This window comes from Micromonospora sp. D75, assembly GCF_018070405.1.
Lineage (GTDB): Bacteria > Actinomycetota > Actinomycetes > Mycobacteriales > Micromonosporaceae > Micromonospora > Micromonospora chalcea.
In genome coordinates this window covers 1-15,157 of record NZ_JAGPXV010000067.1, presented here as the reverse complement: position 1 = coordinate 15,157, position 15,157 = coordinate 1, and the positions used below count along the sequence as shown (strand labels likewise).

The 15,157-nt window shown below is 72.4% G+C and carries 15 protein-coding genes; 6 read left to right on the top strand and 9 right to left on the bottom strand.

Annotated elements, in window-relative coordinates; translation table 11 throughout:
• The first annotated feature begins 48 nt into the window (after positions 1-48).
• Positions 49-1,260, top strand: a complete 1,212-nt coding sequence (locus KBX39_RS06785) for an LOG family protein (protein ID WP_210869622.1) — start codon at positions 49-51, stop codon at positions 1,258-1,260.
• Between the two features lie 92 nt (positions 1,261-1,352).
• Here KBX39_RS06785 and fbaA read toward each other — a convergent pair whose 3' ends face one another.
• A complete protein-coding gene (gene fbaA / locus KBX39_RS06780) occupies positions 1,353-2,375 on the bottom strand; it encodes a class II fructose-bisphosphate aldolase (protein WP_043327558.1) in 1,023 nt (340 codons plus the stop codon).
• Positions 2,376-2,537: 162 nt separating this feature from the next.
• The gene (locus KBX39_RS06775) at positions 2,538-2,921 is read right to left on the bottom strand and encodes a phage holin family protein (protein WP_043327559.1); all 384 of its coding nucleotides are present in this window, start codon (positions 2,919-2,921) and stop codon (positions 2,538-2,540) included.
• A 137-nt stretch (positions 2,922-3,058) separates the two neighbouring features.
• On the opposite strand from KBX39_RS06775, the gene KBX39_RS06770 reads away from it, so the two are divergent.
• A complete protein-coding gene (locus KBX39_RS06770) occupies positions 3,059-3,268 on the top strand; it encodes a hypothetical protein (protein WP_030500565.1) in 210 nt (69 codons plus the stop codon).
• Between the two features lie 13 nt (positions 3,269-3,281).
• On the opposite strand, the gene KBX39_RS06765 is transcribed toward KBX39_RS06770, so the two are convergent.
• Positions 3,282-4,328: an LCP family protein gene (locus KBX39_RS06765; RefSeq protein WP_210869620.1), complete on the bottom strand. Its 1,047-nt coding sequence runs from the start codon at positions 4,326-4,328 to the stop codon at positions 3,282-3,284.
• Positions 4,328-4,810: a SigE family RNA polymerase sigma factor gene (locus tag KBX39_RS06760; protein WP_210869618.1), complete on the bottom strand. Its 483-nt coding sequence runs from the start codon at positions 4,808-4,810 to the stop codon at positions 4,328-4,330. Before KBX39_RS06760 ends, KBX39_RS06765 begins: the two co-directional genes overlap by 1 nt.
• Before the next feature lie 167 nt (positions 4,811-4,977).
• Between KBX39_RS06760 and KBX39_RS06755 the strand changes: the two genes are divergently transcribed.
• The 4 genes from KBX39_RS06755 (at position 4,978) to KBX39_RS06740 (ending at position 11,611) form a co-directional block, all read left to right on the top strand.
• Positions 4,978-6,552 (top strand): LPXTG cell wall anchor domain-containing protein, encoded by a 1,575-nt coding sequence (locus KBX39_RS06755; protein WP_069088118.1) that lies wholly within the window; start codon positions 4,978-4,980, stop codon positions 6,550-6,552.
• Positions 6,553-6,768: 216 nt separating this feature from the next.
• Positions 6,769-8,235: a 3' terminal RNA ribose 2'-O-methyltransferase Hen1 gene (locus KBX39_RS06750; RefSeq protein ID WP_210869616.1), complete on the top strand. Its 1,467-nt coding sequence runs from the start codon at positions 6,769-6,771 to the stop codon at positions 8,233-8,235.
• Positions 8,232-10,748 carry a polynucleotide kinase-phosphatase gene (locus tag KBX39_RS06745; protein WP_210869614.1) on the top strand — a complete coding sequence of 839 codons (2,517 nt, stop codon included), beginning with the start codon at positions 8,232-8,234 and terminating at the stop codon, positions 10,746-10,748. Before KBX39_RS06750 ends, KBX39_RS06745 begins: the two co-directional genes overlap by 4 nt.
• Positions 10,749-10,771: 23 nt before the next feature.
• Entirely contained in the window at positions 10,772-11,611 is an 840-nt protein-coding gene (locus KBX39_RS06740) for a DedA family protein (RefSeq protein WP_043327565.1), read from the top strand.
• Positions 11,612-11,784: 173 nt separating this feature from the next.
• Here KBX39_RS06740 and KBX39_RS06735 read toward each other — a convergent pair whose 3' ends face one another.
• The 5 genes from KBX39_RS06735 to KBX39_RS06715 all read right to left on the bottom strand — a co-directional run.
• Positions 11,785-12,162: a helix-turn-helix transcriptional regulator gene (locus tag KBX39_RS06735; RefSeq protein ID WP_007454255.1), complete on the bottom strand. Its 378-nt coding sequence runs from the start codon at positions 12,160-12,162 to the stop codon at positions 11,785-11,787.
• Between the two features lie 57 nt (positions 12,163-12,219).
• On the bottom strand, positions 12,220-12,759 hold the full coding sequence (gene pyrE / locus KBX39_RS06730) for an orotate phosphoribosyltransferase (protein ID WP_043327566.1): 540 nt from the start codon (positions 12,757-12,759) through the stop codon (positions 12,220-12,222).
• A gap of 143 nt (positions 12,760-12,902) precedes the next feature.
• Positions 12,903-13,712: an SDR family oxidoreductase gene (locus KBX39_RS06725; protein ID WP_043327567.1), complete on the bottom strand. Its 810-nt coding sequence runs from the start codon at positions 13,710-13,712 to the stop codon at positions 12,903-12,905.
• Entirely contained in the window at positions 13,709-14,446 is a 738-nt protein-coding gene (locus tag KBX39_RS06720) for a hypothetical protein (protein ID WP_210869613.1), read from the bottom strand. Before KBX39_RS06720 ends, KBX39_RS06725 begins: the two co-directional genes overlap by 4 nt.
• A gap of 71 nt (positions 14,447-14,517) precedes the next feature.
• Positions 14,518-15,157 (bottom strand): hypothetical protein (locus KBX39_RS06715; RefSeq protein ID WP_210869611.1); only part of this gene is annotated, 640 nt, incomplete at its 5' end.

Below are 15,157 nucleotides of genomic sequence, written 5' to 3'. Positions count from 1 at the left end.
TTCCCGCCCCCGGTTTCGGCACTTGCCGTGCGGAGGCAGGATGTCGGGGTGCCGACCCCACCACCCGCGGACGTCATCGAGCCGCACGCGCCCCACGTCAACGAGATCGAGACCCGCACCGCGTTCGAGCAGCGGCTGGCCGGGGGGACCCTGGCCGGGCTGACCGTGCAGGGCCTCCGCCTCGACCTCGACCCGGTCCCCGACCTGCGCCACGTCGACGTCACCGGCACGCTCTTCGTGGGCTGCCGGTTCGCCGGCCGCGAGGTGGGCGCGGACCTGGTCCGGCGGGGCGCCAACGTGGTCCCGCCGTTCTCCGGGCTGCCCTACCCGACCCAGCCGTCGCACCTCTACACGGCCGACGAGCTGGCCGCCGGGTTCGCCGAGAGCGGGTTCGCCGGGATGTACGACACCCGGGTGTACGCGCACTTCCGGGCGCACGGCGGCGCGCTGCCGGACGTACGCGAGGCGCTCGGGCAGCGACTGCACGACCACGGTGTGGACAACGCGCTGGCCGACGCCACCCGGTCGTGGCTGGCCGCGCACGGCCCGCAGTCGGTGGTGGGCGTGATGGGCGGGCACGCGGTGCCGCGCGGCAGCGTCGCGTACCGGATGGCGGCGGTGCTGGGCTGGGAGCTGGCGCGGGCCGACCGCCTGGTGGTGACCGGCGGCGGTCCGGGCGTGATGGAGGCGGCGAACCTCGGCGCGTTCCTCGCTGCGTGGCCGGCCGAGGAGCTGTCCGCCGCGATCGACACGCTCGCCGTCGCGCCGGACTTCACCGACCACGAGCGGTACACGGCGGCGGCGCTGGCGGTGCGCAAGCGGTACGCGGACGGCCCGTCGCTGCCGTCGCCCCGTCCGTCGGCGCCCGGCACCGAGTGGGCCCGGTCCGGCGGGCTGGCCATCCCCACCTGGCTGTACGGCCACGAGCCGGCGAACCTGTTCGCGGGCCGGATCGCGAAGTACTTCTCCAACGCCATCCGGGAGGACACGATCCTGCGGCTGGCCCGGGGCGGGATCGTGTTCGCACCAGGCAAGGCCGGCACCGTGCAGGAGGTGTTCCAGGCGGCCACCAAGACGTTCTACGGCACCGACGGGGCGAGCGGGGCGTACGTGTTCCTGGACCGCGCGTACTGGACCACGGAGCTGCCGGTGGAGTCGCTGCTGCGGCCGCTATTCGCCGCGTCCCCGTTCGGCGACCTGTCGCACACGATCCACCTGACCGACGACGTACGCGACGCCGTCCGCCTGCTGGTGCAGTGAAAGGAAGGGCCCCTTTTTAACGCCTCCGGTAGAGGAAGGGCCCCTTGTTAACGCACGGCGTTAACAAGGGGCCCTTCCTTACAAGCGGAGGGTCACTTCATGGTGGTGCCGGTGGAGCGCAGGTGCTCGCAGGCCTCGACCACGCGGGCGGCCATGCCGGCCTCGGCGGCCTTGCCCCAGACGCGCGGGTCGTACATCTTCTTGTTGCCGACCTCGCCGTCGACCTTCAGCACGCCGTCGTAGTTGCGGAACATGTGGTCCGCGACCGGGCGGGTGAAGGTGTACTGGGTGTCGGTGTCGATGTTCATCTTCACCACGCCGTAGTCCAGCGCCTCCCGGATCTCCGAGAGCAGCGAGCCGGAGCCGCCGTGGAAGACCAGGCTGAGCGGCTTGTCCTTGCCGTACTTGGCGCCGACCGCGTCCTGGATCTGCTTGAGCACCTCGGGGCGCAGCTTGACGTTGCCCGGCTTGTAGACGCCGTGCACGTTGCCGAAGGTCAGCGCCGCCATGTAGCGGCCCTTCTCGCCCAGGCCGAGCGCGTCGACCATGGCCAGGCCGTCCTCGACGGTGGTGTAGAGCTTGTCGTTGATGGCGTTCTCGACGCCGTCCTCCTCGCCGCCGACGACGCCGACCTCGATCTCCAGGACGATCTTGCCCTTGGCGGCCTCGGTGAGGAGCTGCTCGGCGATCTCCAGGTTCTCCGCCACCGGCACGGCCGAGCCGTCCCACATGTGCGACTGGAACAGCGGCTCCTGGCCGGCCTTGACGCGCTCCTGCGAGATGGCCATCAGCGGCCGGACGAACTTGTCCAGCTTGTCCTTCGGGCAGTGGTCGGTGTGCAGCGCGATGTTCACCGGGTACTTCTTGGCGACCTCGTGGGCGTACGCGGCGAACGCCACCGCGCCGGTCACCATGTCCTTCACGGACGGGCCGGACAGGTACTCCGCGCCGCCGGTGGAGACCTGGATGATGCCGTCGCTCTCCGCGTCGGCGAAGCCCTTGAGCGCCGCGTTCAGCGTCTGCGAGGAGGTCACGTTGATCGCGGGGTACGCGTACCGGCCGGCCTTGGCCCGGTCCAGCATCTCCGCGTAAGCCTCAGGGGAAGCGATGGGCATGTCGAACGCTCCTTACTTACCGCTCTCGGCCGTGCAGGCCGCTGTCTTCCATGGGCGCGACCGTTCCGGTCGCTCACGTCCACGGGTGCGCCGGACCGCGCTGTCCACCGCGGGCAGTATCCCGTAGGAGCGCGCACGGGGCACAACCGGCCCGGGCGCTGCTCACCGATTCTCCAGCCGGTCCGGCACGACGACGCTGATCAGCCAGCTCACCACCGCCACCACGATGGCGCCCCAGAAGGCGGCCCAGAACCCGTCCACGTGGAACGGGAGCTTCAGCAGACCGGCGATCCAGTCGGTCAGCATGAACAGCAGCGCGTTCACCACCAGCGCGAACAGGCCGAGCGTGAGCAGGTAGAACACACAGCCGAACACCTTGATGAGCGGCTTGAGCACCGCGTTCACGACACCGAAGACCAGCGCCACCACGATCAGGGTGAGCACGTTGTTGCCGGTGTTACGGCCGCTCACCTCCACCCCGGGCACGATCAGCGTCGCGATCCACAACGCGACCGCCGTGATCGCCAGTCGGATCAGAAAGCCCATGGCAACCATCCTGGCACCGGCCGCGCGCCGGGAGCGGGACAATCGCCGACTCCGCGTTCCGCCCGCCGCCGGGCGGCGACCCGGACCAGCCCGTACGGTGGTGGGGACGATGCCCGCACGGAGATCAGGGAGGGACGATGGGTCAGCCCGACGAGGACTTCGCGCCCAGTGACCACCTCGCCCCGGAGGAGCGGGATCTGGAGGCCGAGCCGGCCGACGCGGTCGAGCAGGCCACCACGGTGACCGACGACAGCGACGGCGAGCCGCACCGCGGCCTGGAGGTCGACGACTGGGACGCCATGGAGCAGGCCCGCGTCGTCACCGCCGACGAGGACGACTACCGCTGAACCGGCGCCCGGGTCACCGCAGGGCGGTGACCCGGGCCGGATGGGCGGCGGCCCATTCCCCCAGCCGGTCGGCCCGCAGCGCGTCCAGGAACCCCGGGGTGAGTTCGGGGTCCGCCTCGTACCCGCGACCGTTCCACTCGGCGAGCACCGGGAAGGCGACCGCGACCGGCTCGGCGGCGCCGGCCCGGGCGGTCGCGCCCACCAGCGCCGGCAACGACAGGTCACCGGCGTCGACAGTGACGGCCGGGCCGATCCGGATGAGCAGCCGGTTGAGTTGCGCCGGATCGGTCGCCGTTCCCCGCTCACGCATCTGGCGGAGCAGGCCGGCGGCGTAGCGGGCCGCGTTGCGGTCGCGGTCCAGTCCGCCGTCGCGCAGGCCGTACCGCTGCCGCAGCAGGTCCACCGCCGCCGCGCCGTCGAGCCGCTGGCATCCGGCGGGAAAGCGCCGCTCGGTGTGCACCGAGCGGACCGGCTCCGGCAGGCAGACCGGCACGCCGCCGACCGCGTCGGTCAGGTCACGGGCCCCCGGGTACGTGAGCACCGCGCCCGCGTCGACGCGTACCCCGGTCAGCCGGGCGACCGCCTGGCGGGTCGCCCGGTAGCCGGCCGCCAGGTCGGTGCCCGAACCGGTGGTGCGGGAGAAGGTCGCGTTGAGTTTCTCCGTTCCGCGCGGCGCCGGCACCAGCAGGTCACGCGGGAGCGACACCAGGTAGAGCCGGCTCCGGTCGGCCGGCACGTGCACCAGCAGCACCGAGTCGGCACGGCGGCTGCCGGCCGACTGGTCGACGCCGAGCAGCAGCAGGTTCAGCGCGCCGCCGGGTTCCGGCTCCGGCGTGGCGAGCAGGGGCGCCGCCGTGGGCGCCGGTGGCCGGGGCGCCATGGCGGTGAAGCCGACCAACGCGACGGCGGCGACCGCCAGCGCCGTGCCGGCCAGGCGTACGCGCCGACGGCGTCGACGGCGGGTGATCACCGCCCGGTCGACGGCGGCCCGGACCGGGCCGACGGGCGGGGTCGACTCCTCGAGGCGGGCGAACGCGGCCCGCAGCTCGTCCTCGATCATCAGGAGACCTCCACGAGTTCGGCTCGGAGGGTGGCCAGCGCGCGCGAGATGCTGGACCGGACGGTGCCCACGGCGCAGCCGAGGATCTCGGCTATCTCCCCGTCCGGCAGGTCCTCGTAGTAGCGCAGCACCAGCGCGGCGCGCTGCCGCCGGGGCAGTCGGGACAGCCAGGAGCGGACCTGGTCCCGGTCGACTGCGGACTGGGCGTGGTCGGCGGACGCGGGCACCGAGCCGTCGACGTCGCCGCGCAGCAGCACGCGCCGGGCCCACGAGCCGCGCCGCCAGTCGATGAACTGGTTGGTGAGCATGCGTCGCACGTATCGCTCCGGGGCGTCGCTGCGAGCCACCCGCCGCCAGTGCAGCTGCACCCGGACCATGGTGTCCTGCACCAGGTCCTGGGCCTGGTGCGGGTCTCCGGTCAGCATGACCGCGTACCGCAGCAGGGCGCCCAACCGCGCGTCGGCGAACTCCTCGTACGTCACTGCACCTCCCGGTGTCCGTTTGAAGGACGGTCCCGGGCGGCTGGAACATTGCGGCGGCGACGATCATCCGTTCGGTCAATATTCATCATCTGGGACAACGCGATCCCTTAAGGAATCTTTAAGCTCCGTGGGCTCCACCTGATCACCCCCACGGGAGGACCCTCCACATGCTCAGCAACTCCAGCCGGCGTCTGCTCGCCGGGTTGGGCGTCGCAGGCGCGTTCGTCGCCGCCTCCGCCACACCCGGCTTCGCGGCTGACCCCAAGGTCAAGCTCGGCGTCTACTTCAGCGACACGACGATCGCCGCCGACTCGGACGGCAAGATCGACTACAGCATCATCCGCAGTTCGACCTCGGTCGTGCTGCACGACCTCACCGTCCGCTACGACCTCACCGGCCTCGCCGGCAAGGTGACCGTCGGCGAGGAGGAGAACACCGGTACGGACTGCACCTCGCCGTCGGCGAACGTGCTCGTGTGCACGACGCCCTGGGAGGTGGAGCTCGACGAGTGGGGTCTGTCCGGCGTCTTCCCGGTGCAGATCAAGCCCACCGGCAAGGCCCAGGACGGCGACACCGGCACGCTCAAGGTGACGCTGTCGGCGAACGGCGTCGACAGCGTCTCGCACGAGGCCAAGGTGCGCGTCGGTGAGGGCGTCGACCTGGCCGCCGGCCCGGAGACCACGGTGTCGGCCGCTCCGGGCAAGGGCTTCACCGCGCCGCTGAAGGTGACGAACGTCGGCGAGACCACCGCCAAGGGCGCCGCCGTCGTCTTCTACAACGACTACGGCATGAACGCCGCCAAGCACTACAGCAACTGCACGTACGTCGGTGACGAGCTGCGCACCTGCCGGTTCGACGAGGAGCTCCCCGGCGGCAGCACGTTCGGCGCGACGCTGCCGTACGCGCTCGGCGCGGACACCATGGCGCCCGGCAACCGGTACGGCGAGATCATCTGGATGACGCCGGACGAGTTCGAGGACTTCGAGAACTACCTCGGCAACTACGACGTGACCATCGGCAAGCCGGGCACCGACGGCAAGCTGACGCTGGCCGAGGCCGCCGGCCGCGCCGCCGCGCGGGGTTTCCAGGCCGACCCGCGGCCGGAGAACAACGCCTCGTACCTGCAGGTGAAGGTCACCGGCAACAACAGCACCGACCTGGAGGCGCTCGGCGCGTCGGTCACCGGCAAGGCGGGCGCGACCGTCAAGGCGACGGTGGGGCTGCGCAACAACGGCCCGGCCACGCTCGACTACAGCCGCTCCGGCAGCTCGGTCACGTACCTGACCTTTGACGTGCCGAAGGGCACCACCACGACCGCCGTGCCGGAGAACTGCTTCCCGGTGAAGGGCGACGAGTGGGGTGAGCCGGGCAAGCCGGGCGCGCGTCACTACCGCTGCTACTTCGACTCGTTCCTGAAGGCCGGGGACACCGTGAAGCTGGAGTTCGGCCTGAAGATCGACAAGGTGATCGCCAACGACACCGGCCTCGTGAAGATCAACGTGCCGTGCGAGTGCGACGGCGGCTTCTACCGTGACCTGAAGCCGGCCAACGACACCGCCAAGGTCGTCGTCAACGCGGCGCCGGGTGGCGGCGACGGTGGCCAGGGCGGCGGTGACGGCGGCACGCTGCCGATCACCGGTTCCTCCACCGGCCTGATCGCCGGCCTCGGTGCGCTGCTGCTCGCCGCCGGCGCGGTCGGCTACGTGCTGACCCGCCGCCGCAAGACCCGCTTCGTAGCCTGACGAGAAGCACAATGGTGCCCCGCCGACCACAGGTCGGCGGGGCACCACCACATAGAAGCAGAACCACCAAGCAGCACAGGTCGACGCGACGGGTACCACGTCAGGTTTCCGGGGGAGCCCGGCCTGCGCAGGGATCAAGCCTGACCGCCCGGAGCGGGCCGGGCTCCCCCGGAAACCCCCACGACAAAAACCAGAAAACAACGAGATCATCGACAAGTGCTGCTGACCCTGACCACGACCCACCGCCCCGCAACCGACCTCGGCCACCTCCTGGTGAAGCATCCGGACCGCGTGCAGACCTTCGATCTGCCCGCCGGCGCCGCGCATGTGTTCTACCCGGAGGCGGACGAGGCGCGCTGCACGGCGGCGCTGCTGGTCGAGGTCGATCCACTCAGGCTGGGCGGGGGCCGGAAGAACCGCGCGCCGGAGGGCTTCGCGCTCGGGCAGTACGTCAACGACCGCCCGTACGCCGCCTCCAGCCTGCTCTCGTCGGCGCTGTCGAAGGTGTTCCGCTCCGCGCTGCGGGGCGAGTCGCGTGACCGTCCCGAACTGGCCGCGACCGCGATCCCGCTGACCGTACGGGTGCCGGTGCTGCGCTGCCGGGGCGGCGCGGAGCTGGCGGTACGGATCTTCGCCCCGCTGGGCTGGACCGTGACTGCCACCCCGATCCCGCTCGACGAGACGTACCCGGAGTGGGGTGACAGCCGCTACGTCGACCTGACGCTGACCGGCACGCTGCGGCTCGCGGACGCCCTCAACCACCTGTACGTGCTGCTGCCGGTGCTCGACGACGCGAAGCACTACTGGGTGGCGCCGGACGAGGTGGACAAGCTGCTGCGCGCGGGCGCCGGCTGGCTGGCCGGCCATCCGGAGCGGGCCCTGATCACGCGGCGCTACCTGGCGCACCGCCGGGCGCTCGCGGGCGTGGCGATGGCCCGCCTGACCGAGCTGCGCCTGGCCGACGAGCCGCCCGCCGACGACAGCATCGACCCCGCGCCCGGGGAGGCGCCGGTGGTGGAGGACGTCCGCCGCGCCTCGCTGGCGGTACGGCGGCGCGAGGCGGTGCTCGCCGCGCTGCGGGACAGCGGTGCGAGCCGGGTGCTGGATCTGGGCTGCGGTGGCGGCGCGCTGCTGACCGCGCTCGTCGCGGACCGGCGCTTCACCGAGGTGGTGGGCGTCGACGTGTCCGACCGGTCGCTGGCCATGGCGGCCCGGCGGCTGCGCCTGGACCGGCTGCCGGAGCGGCAGCGGGACCGGATCGGGCTGTGGCAGTCGGCGCTGACCTACCGCGACGACCGGCTCCGGGGGTACGACGCGGCGGTGCTGATGGAGGTCGTGGAGCACCTCGATCCGCCGCGCCTGCCCGCGCTGGAGGACGCGGTGTTCGGTCACGCCCGGCCGGGCACGGTGGTGGTGACCACCCCGAACGTGGAGTACAACGTCCGCTACGAGGGGCTCGGGCCGGGCCGGTTCCGGCACGCGGACCACCGGTTCGAGTGGACCCGGGCCGAGTTCGCGGCCTGGGTGGATCAGGTGGCGGCGGCGCACGGCTACACGGCTGTCGTCGGCGGTGTCGGCGACGACGACCCGGAGGTGGGCGCGCCGACCCAGATGGCGGTGCTCACCCGCGCCGACCGCAACGAGAACACCAGCGACGACCGGAAGGAGGCGACGAACCGATGACCGTCCTGGACATCCCCGAGCTGGCACTGGTGGCGCTCGTCGGCGTCTCCGGCTCCGGCAAGTCCACGTTCGCCCGGCGGCACTTCGCGCCCAGCCAGGTGCTCTCCTCGGACACGTTCCGCGGCCTGGTGGCCGACGACGAGAACGACCAGTCCGCGTCCGCCGACGCGTTCGACGCGCTGCACCACGTCGCCGCCATCCGGCTGCGGCGCGGCCTGCTGACAGTGGTCGACGCGACGAACCTCCAGCCGCACGCCCGCGCCGGGCTGATCCGGGTCGCCCGGGAGCACGACGTGCTGCCGGTGGCGATCGTGCTGGACGTGCCGGAGGCGGTGGCCTGGGAGCGTACCGAGGCGCGCGCCGACCGCACGTTCGGCCGGCAGGTGCTCAACCGGATGCGCCGCGACCTGCGGCAGTCGTACGGGCGGCTGGCCCGCGAGGGCTTCCGCAAGGTGCACGTGCTGCGCGGCGTGGAGGAGATCGACGCCGCGGAGATCCGCTACGAGAAGCTGTTCAACGACCGGCGCGAGCTGACCGGCCCGTTCGACGTGATCGGGGACGTGCACGGCTGCCGTACCGAGCTGGAGGCGCTGCTGTCCCGGCTCGGCTACGTGCTGCGACGCGACGACGCGGGCCGCCCGGTTGACGCGGAGCACCCGTCGGGGCGTACCGCGGTGTTCGTCGGTGACCTGGTGGACCGCGGCCCGGACTCGCCCGGCGTGCTCCGCCTGGTGATGGGCATGGTGGCGGCCGGCCACGCGATCTGCGTGCCGGGCAACCACGAGCAGAAGCTGCAGCGCAAGCTGCGCGGCCGGGACGTCCGGCTGACCCACGGTCTGGCCGAGACGATGGAGCAGCTCGCTGCGGAGCCGCCGGAGTTCGTCGCCGAGGTGGAGACGTTCATCGACGGCCTGGTGAGCCACTTCGTGCTCGACGGCGGCCGGCTGGTGGTGGCGCACGCCGGGCTGAAGGAGGCGTACCACGGGCGGGCGTCCGGCCGGGTGCGGTCGTTCGCGCTCTACGGCGAGACCACCGGCGAGACCGACGAGTACGGCCTGCCGGTGCGCTACCCGTGGGCGCGCGACTACCGGGGCTCGGCGATGGTCGTGTACGGGCACACGCCGACGCCCGAGCCGGAGTGGGTGAACAACACCATCTGCCTGGACACCGGTTGCGTGTTCGGCGGAAAGCTGACCGCGCTGCGCTACCCGGAGAAGGAGCTGGTCGCCGTACCGGCGGTGAAGGAGTGGTACGCCCCGGCCCGGCCGCTGGTCCCGGTCGCGCCCGTGCGGCCGGACACCGTGCTGGACCTGGCCGACGTGACCGGGCGACGCCACGTCACCCACGCGTACGGGTCGCTCACAGTGCCGGCCGAGAACGCCGCCGCCGCGCTGGAGGTGATGAGCCGCTTCGCTGTCGACCCGGGCCGGCTGGTGTGGCTGCCGCCGACCATGGCGCCCTGCTCCACGTCGACTGTCGAGGGGTTCCTGGAGCACCCGGCCGAGGCGTTCGCCGACTACCGGGCGGCCGGTGTCGACCGGGTGGTCTGCGAGGAGAAGCACATGGGCTCGCGGGCGGTGGTGCTCGTGGAGCGGGAGCCGGGCCGGTTCGGCGGTGGGGTGGTGCACACCCGTACCGGTAGGCCGTTCTTCGGTCCGCCGCTCGACGGCGAGCTGCTGGCCCGGGTGCGCGCCGCGGTCACCACCGCCGGTCTCTGGGCCGAGCTGGGCACCGACTGGCTGCTGCTCGACGCCGAGCTGCTGCCCTGGTCGGCGAAGGCGAGCGGGCTGATCCGCGAGCAGTACGCCGGGGTGGGCGCGGCCGGGCGGGCGGCGCTGCCGCCGGTGCTCGCCGCGCTGGACTCGGCCGCCGCGCGCGGGCTGCCGGTGGACGGGCTGCGTGACCGGATGGCCGAGCGGGCCGCCGAGGTGACCGCCTACTCGGCGGCCTACCGGGCGTACGTCCGGCCGACCGACGGGTTGCGCGGGGTGACGCTGGCACCGTTCGCGGTGCTGGCCGGGGCCGGGGTGAGCTACGCCGACCGCGACCACGGCTGGCACTTGGCGCTGGCCGACCGGCTCTGCGCCGCCGACCCGGAGTTCTTCACCCCGACCCGGCGGCGGGTGGTGGACCTGTCCGACGAGTCGGCGGTGGCGGACGCGACGCAGTGGTGGCTGGCGCTCACCGCGGCCGGCGGCGAGGGCATGGTGGTCAAGCCGTACGCGGGCCTGGCCGCCCGTGGTCCGAAGGGCCCGCTGCTGCAGCCGGGGATCAAGTGCCGGGGCCGCGAGTACCTGCGGATCATCTACGGTCCCGGTTACACGGACGCACGTCAGCTCGCCGCGTTGCGCCGGCGCTCGCTGGGTCGCAAGCGCGGGCTCGCGCTGCGCGAGCACGGCCTCGGCCTGGCCGCGCTGGACGCGCTGTCCGAGGACGCGCCGCTCTGGCGCCGCCACGAGCTGGTGTTCGCGATCCTCGCCTGCGAGTCCGAGCCCGTCGATCCCCGCCTCTGACGAGGACGCCCGGTCCGGCCGAAATGCCGGACCGGGCCGGGGTACCCTGTGTGGCCGTGGACACAGCAGAGAAGACACGGATGTTCTCCGAGAGCGTGGCGCTGAACCCGCTCGATCCGAAGGACCTCATCCACACCTTCGGCATGATCGGCGTCTGGGTCATTCTCTTCGCCGAGACCGGGCTGCTGGTCGGCTTCTTCTTCCCGGGCGACTCGCTGTTGTTCCTGGCCGGGGTGGCCGCTTCCCCGGTGGCCGACGCCATCTTCGGCGACGGCACCCGCCTGTCCCTGGCCGGGCTGCTGATCGGCGGGCCGCTCTGCGCCATCGTCGGGGCGCAGCTCGGACACTGGCTCGGCGCCCGGTACGGCCGCCGCATGTTCGACAAGCCCAACTCCCGTCTGTTCAAGCGGGAGTACGTGGAGAAGGCCGAGTACTACTTCCAGAAGTTCGGGCCGGCGAAGGCGGTGGTGCTGGCCCGGTTCATCCCGATCGTGCGGACGTTCCTCAACCCGGTGGCCGGGGTGCTCGGCATGTCGGCCCGCCAGTTCTTCGTGTGGAACGTGGTGGGCGCGGTCCTCTGGGTGGACGGCATCCTGTTGATCGGCTACCTGCTGGCCCGGCAGATCTACGACGCCATCGGCGACAAGATCGACAGGTACATCCTGCCGGTGGTCGCGCTGATCATCGTGATCTCGGTGCTGCCGATCTTCTTCGAGTTCCTGCGGGACCGGCGTGCGCGCAAGCGCGGCGAGGCGGTCGCGGTGATCACCGCGGCGACCGTGGCCGGCACCGTGGAGGCGGCTCGCGAGGGCATCGAGGAGCACCGGCCGGGTCACGGAGACGGCGGGCAGCACCGCCGCTGAGCACGGTTCAGACACCGACGGCCGGCCCTCGGGCGAGGACCGGCCTTCGGCATGACTGATCGAACCGGGTCACACGAACGGCCGCAGCCGTCATCGTGCGCTGATGGCGCCACCCCTCGCACGCCACCGGGCACCCGGCCGGGACGACCCTCTACGGGCCGGCCCGAAAGGTTTCAGCGAGCCTTCTTGGTGGCCCGCTTCCGCGGCGGGGTGAGCAGATCCGCGATCGTGGCGATCGCGGACGGCACCAGCCGGTAGTACGCCCAGACCCCGCGCTTCTCCCGCTCCAGCAAGCCGGCCTCGGTGAGGATTCGCAGGTGGTGGCTGACCGTCGGCTGCGAGAGGCCGAGCGGCGCGGTGAGGTCACACACGCACGCCTCCCCCTCGGGAGCCGACTGGATCAGGCTGAGCAGCCGCAGCCGTGCGGGGTCCGCGAGGGCCTTGAGGACCCCCGCAAGCCGCTCGGCGTCGGCGCGTTCGATCGGCTCGCCGGCAAGCGGCGAGATCTGAGGCATGGTCATTTCAGCCAACGCAGTTCCCACGTATTCCATCCTTCCACCAGCAGCATCGATCCGCCTGCATATCAGCAGATCCGAATCGGCAGACTTTTACGCCACAAGGCCGAGGTCAGCCAACGTATAGGCCGCCCGATAGGGCAATCCGGCGGCTCGCACCGCGTCGCCGGCGCCTCGATCAACAATAACCGCCACACCCACCACTTCGGCCCCCGCCTCGCGTAATGCCTCGACCGCCGTCAAAACACTTCCGCCAGTGGTGGAGGTGTCCTCGACCGCCAGGACCCGGCGACCGGCCACGTCCGGACCTTCGATCCGGCGCTGGAGGCCGTGCGCCTTGCCCTCCTTACGGACCACGAACGCGTCCACCGCGCCGTCGGTGCCGGCCGAGGCGTGCAACATGGCGGCGGCCACCGGATCGGCGCCCAGGGTCAGCCCACCAACCGCGTCGTACGCCCAGTCGGCGGTCAGATCGAGCATGACCCGACCGATCAACGGAGCCGCTTCGTGATGGAGCGTGACCCGGCGCAGATCCACGTACCAGTCCGCCTCGCGGCCCGACGAGAGCACCACCCGGCCGTGGACCACAGCCAGGTCACTGATGAATTTGCGCAGGTCGTCGCGGTCGCCCATGGCCCAAGAGAGTACTTCGCAAGTCTGAGAGCCGTGCTCGGGGTCCGCCCTGGTCAACCCAGTGGGCGACCGATGGGTGGCGATGAGCGGCTACGCTGCGCGACCGTCCATCGAGGTCGGCCGCCGACCGGCCCCGCCGCCGCTCAGCCGCGTCGCCGGTCGACCGCGCCCCGGGTGTCCCGGCGGAAGCCCCGCAGCAGGCGCTTCGGGGCGTACCGCAGCCCGGCGACCGCCACCTTGTACTTCCAGTCCGGGACACTCACGAACTTGCCTTTATGCAGGTCACGGAGCCCTTCGGCGACCACATCGTCGGCACGCAGCCAGGCCCAGGCGGGCAGGCGCGACATGTCGATGCCGACCCGCTCGTGGATGCCGGTGCGGGTGTAGCCGGGGCAGAGCGCCATCACCCGTACGCCGAGCGGCGCGACGGACTGGCCGATCGACTCGCTGAAATTCGTCACCCACGCCTTGCTGGCCGAGTACGTGGATCCCGGCATGGGGACACCGAAGCCCGCAACGGAAGAGACATTTATCACTGCCCCTTGCCCTCGTTCGATCATCGGGCCGAGCGCGGCGTGGGTCAGACGCAGCACCGCGAGCACGTTGAGTCGTACCAGCCGCGCCTCGTCGGCCACCGGCGACCGGACGAACGAGGTGTTCAAGCTGATCCCCGCGTTGTTCACCAGCAGGTCGACCGGTGGGCCGTCGGCAAGCCGGCGCTCGACCGTCGCACAACCGTCCTCGGTGGACAGATCGGCCGCGATCGTCTCCGCGTCGCCGCCGTGCCGGCCGGTCAGCTCGGTCGCGAGCGCGTCGAGCCGGGTGGCGTCCCGGGCCACCAGGACGAGGTCCCAGCCGTCGGCGGCGAGCCGCCGGGCGAACGCCTCGCCGATGCCGAGGCTGGCGCCGGTGACCAGGGCACGGCGCCGGGAGGGGTGGGTGTCACCGGTCATGGGCGGTCCTCGGGAGGCGGCGGTGCGGCCCACGGCGACGCGGGCGGGGCGGACGCGGGCGGGGCGGACGGCTGTTGCAGGCCGGGCGGCGGTCCCCAGGGCGTCGGCCCGGAGACGGGCGCGCCGGACACGGTGGCGCCGTACCCGGACGGCCGCGCCGGTCCGGTGCCGCTGCGCAGGAACGCGCCGGCCGCCGGCAACGTGAGCAGCGCGGCGACCACCAGATAGCCGAGGATCTGCGCCACCGACACCACCGCGTTCACCGGGATCCACCACCCCGGGTAGGCGTCCCCGACCAGCCCGAGCAGGTCGGCGGTGATCCGGTCCTCGGGGCCGAGTTGCAACGGGGCGGCCCGCTGGCCGACCAGCAACGCCAGCCCGCAACAGCCGCAGAGCAGGCCGGTGCCGGCGACGACCCAGGTTCCCACGCGGGCCCCGGACCGGCCGGCGAGCAGGCCGAGCGCCAGCCCGACCAGCAGCAGCGCGGCCAGCACGCCGAGCACGGCGGCGAGGTAGGTCGAGGCGCGCAGCAGGCCGGCCACCTGGTCGATGTCGCCGCCGCTCGCGCCGGTCTCGTCCGCCGCGGCGGCCCGGAACCGGTCCACCGTGCCGCCGGTGACGGCGAGGTTCGCCACCGCGTACGCCACGGCGCCGACCGCCATCGCCAGCAGCACCGCCACCGCGGCGAGGACGGCGCCCGGCCGGCGGGGGGCGGCCCGATCGGGGTACGACACGACTGATCCCTCCGGTAGGCGTCGGATGCAACCTACTCGGAGGGATCGTCGGCGTCGCCTCAATCCGGACGTCAACTTCCGGGTGGCGGCTCCGGGTCGCGGCGCTCGCCCGGCTGACCGGCCGGCCCGGCCGGCGGCTGACCGGCCGACGGCGGCGGACCGCCCGGCGTGGACGGCGGCGGCGGGGTGCCGGGAGCCGGCGGGTACGCCGGGTCGCCGGTCGGGCCCGGGTACGACGGGTACGACGGGTCACCCGCGTGCCCCGGGGCCGCCGGGTACGCGCCGCCCGGTACCGGCGGCTCCCAGCCGGCCTTGGGCTTGCGGAAGAACTCGTTCGCCTTCGGCAGCGCCAGCAGGATCAGCGCGGCCAGCAGGGCGAGCAGCGCCACCAGGCCCAGCAGCAGGTTGACCGGGGTGTACCAGGACGGCAGAGCGTCGTCGAGCCGGCGTTGGATCTCGTCCGGGCTGGGCATGTCACCCGTGGCGGTGCCGCCGGTCATGCCACCGGTGAGGCCGGTGAGCAGCCCGCCGCCGGTGCAGCAGAGCAGGATGCCGCCCAGCACCCAGGTGGTGATCCGGGAGGCGTTCTTGCCCCTGTTGTTCAGCAGCGCGAGCACGACGAGCCCGGCCGCGATCAGCAGCGACACGATCGCCGTGACGATGCTGAACACGTACGCGATGTCGGCGGCCCCCTCGGCCGAGGAGCCCGCG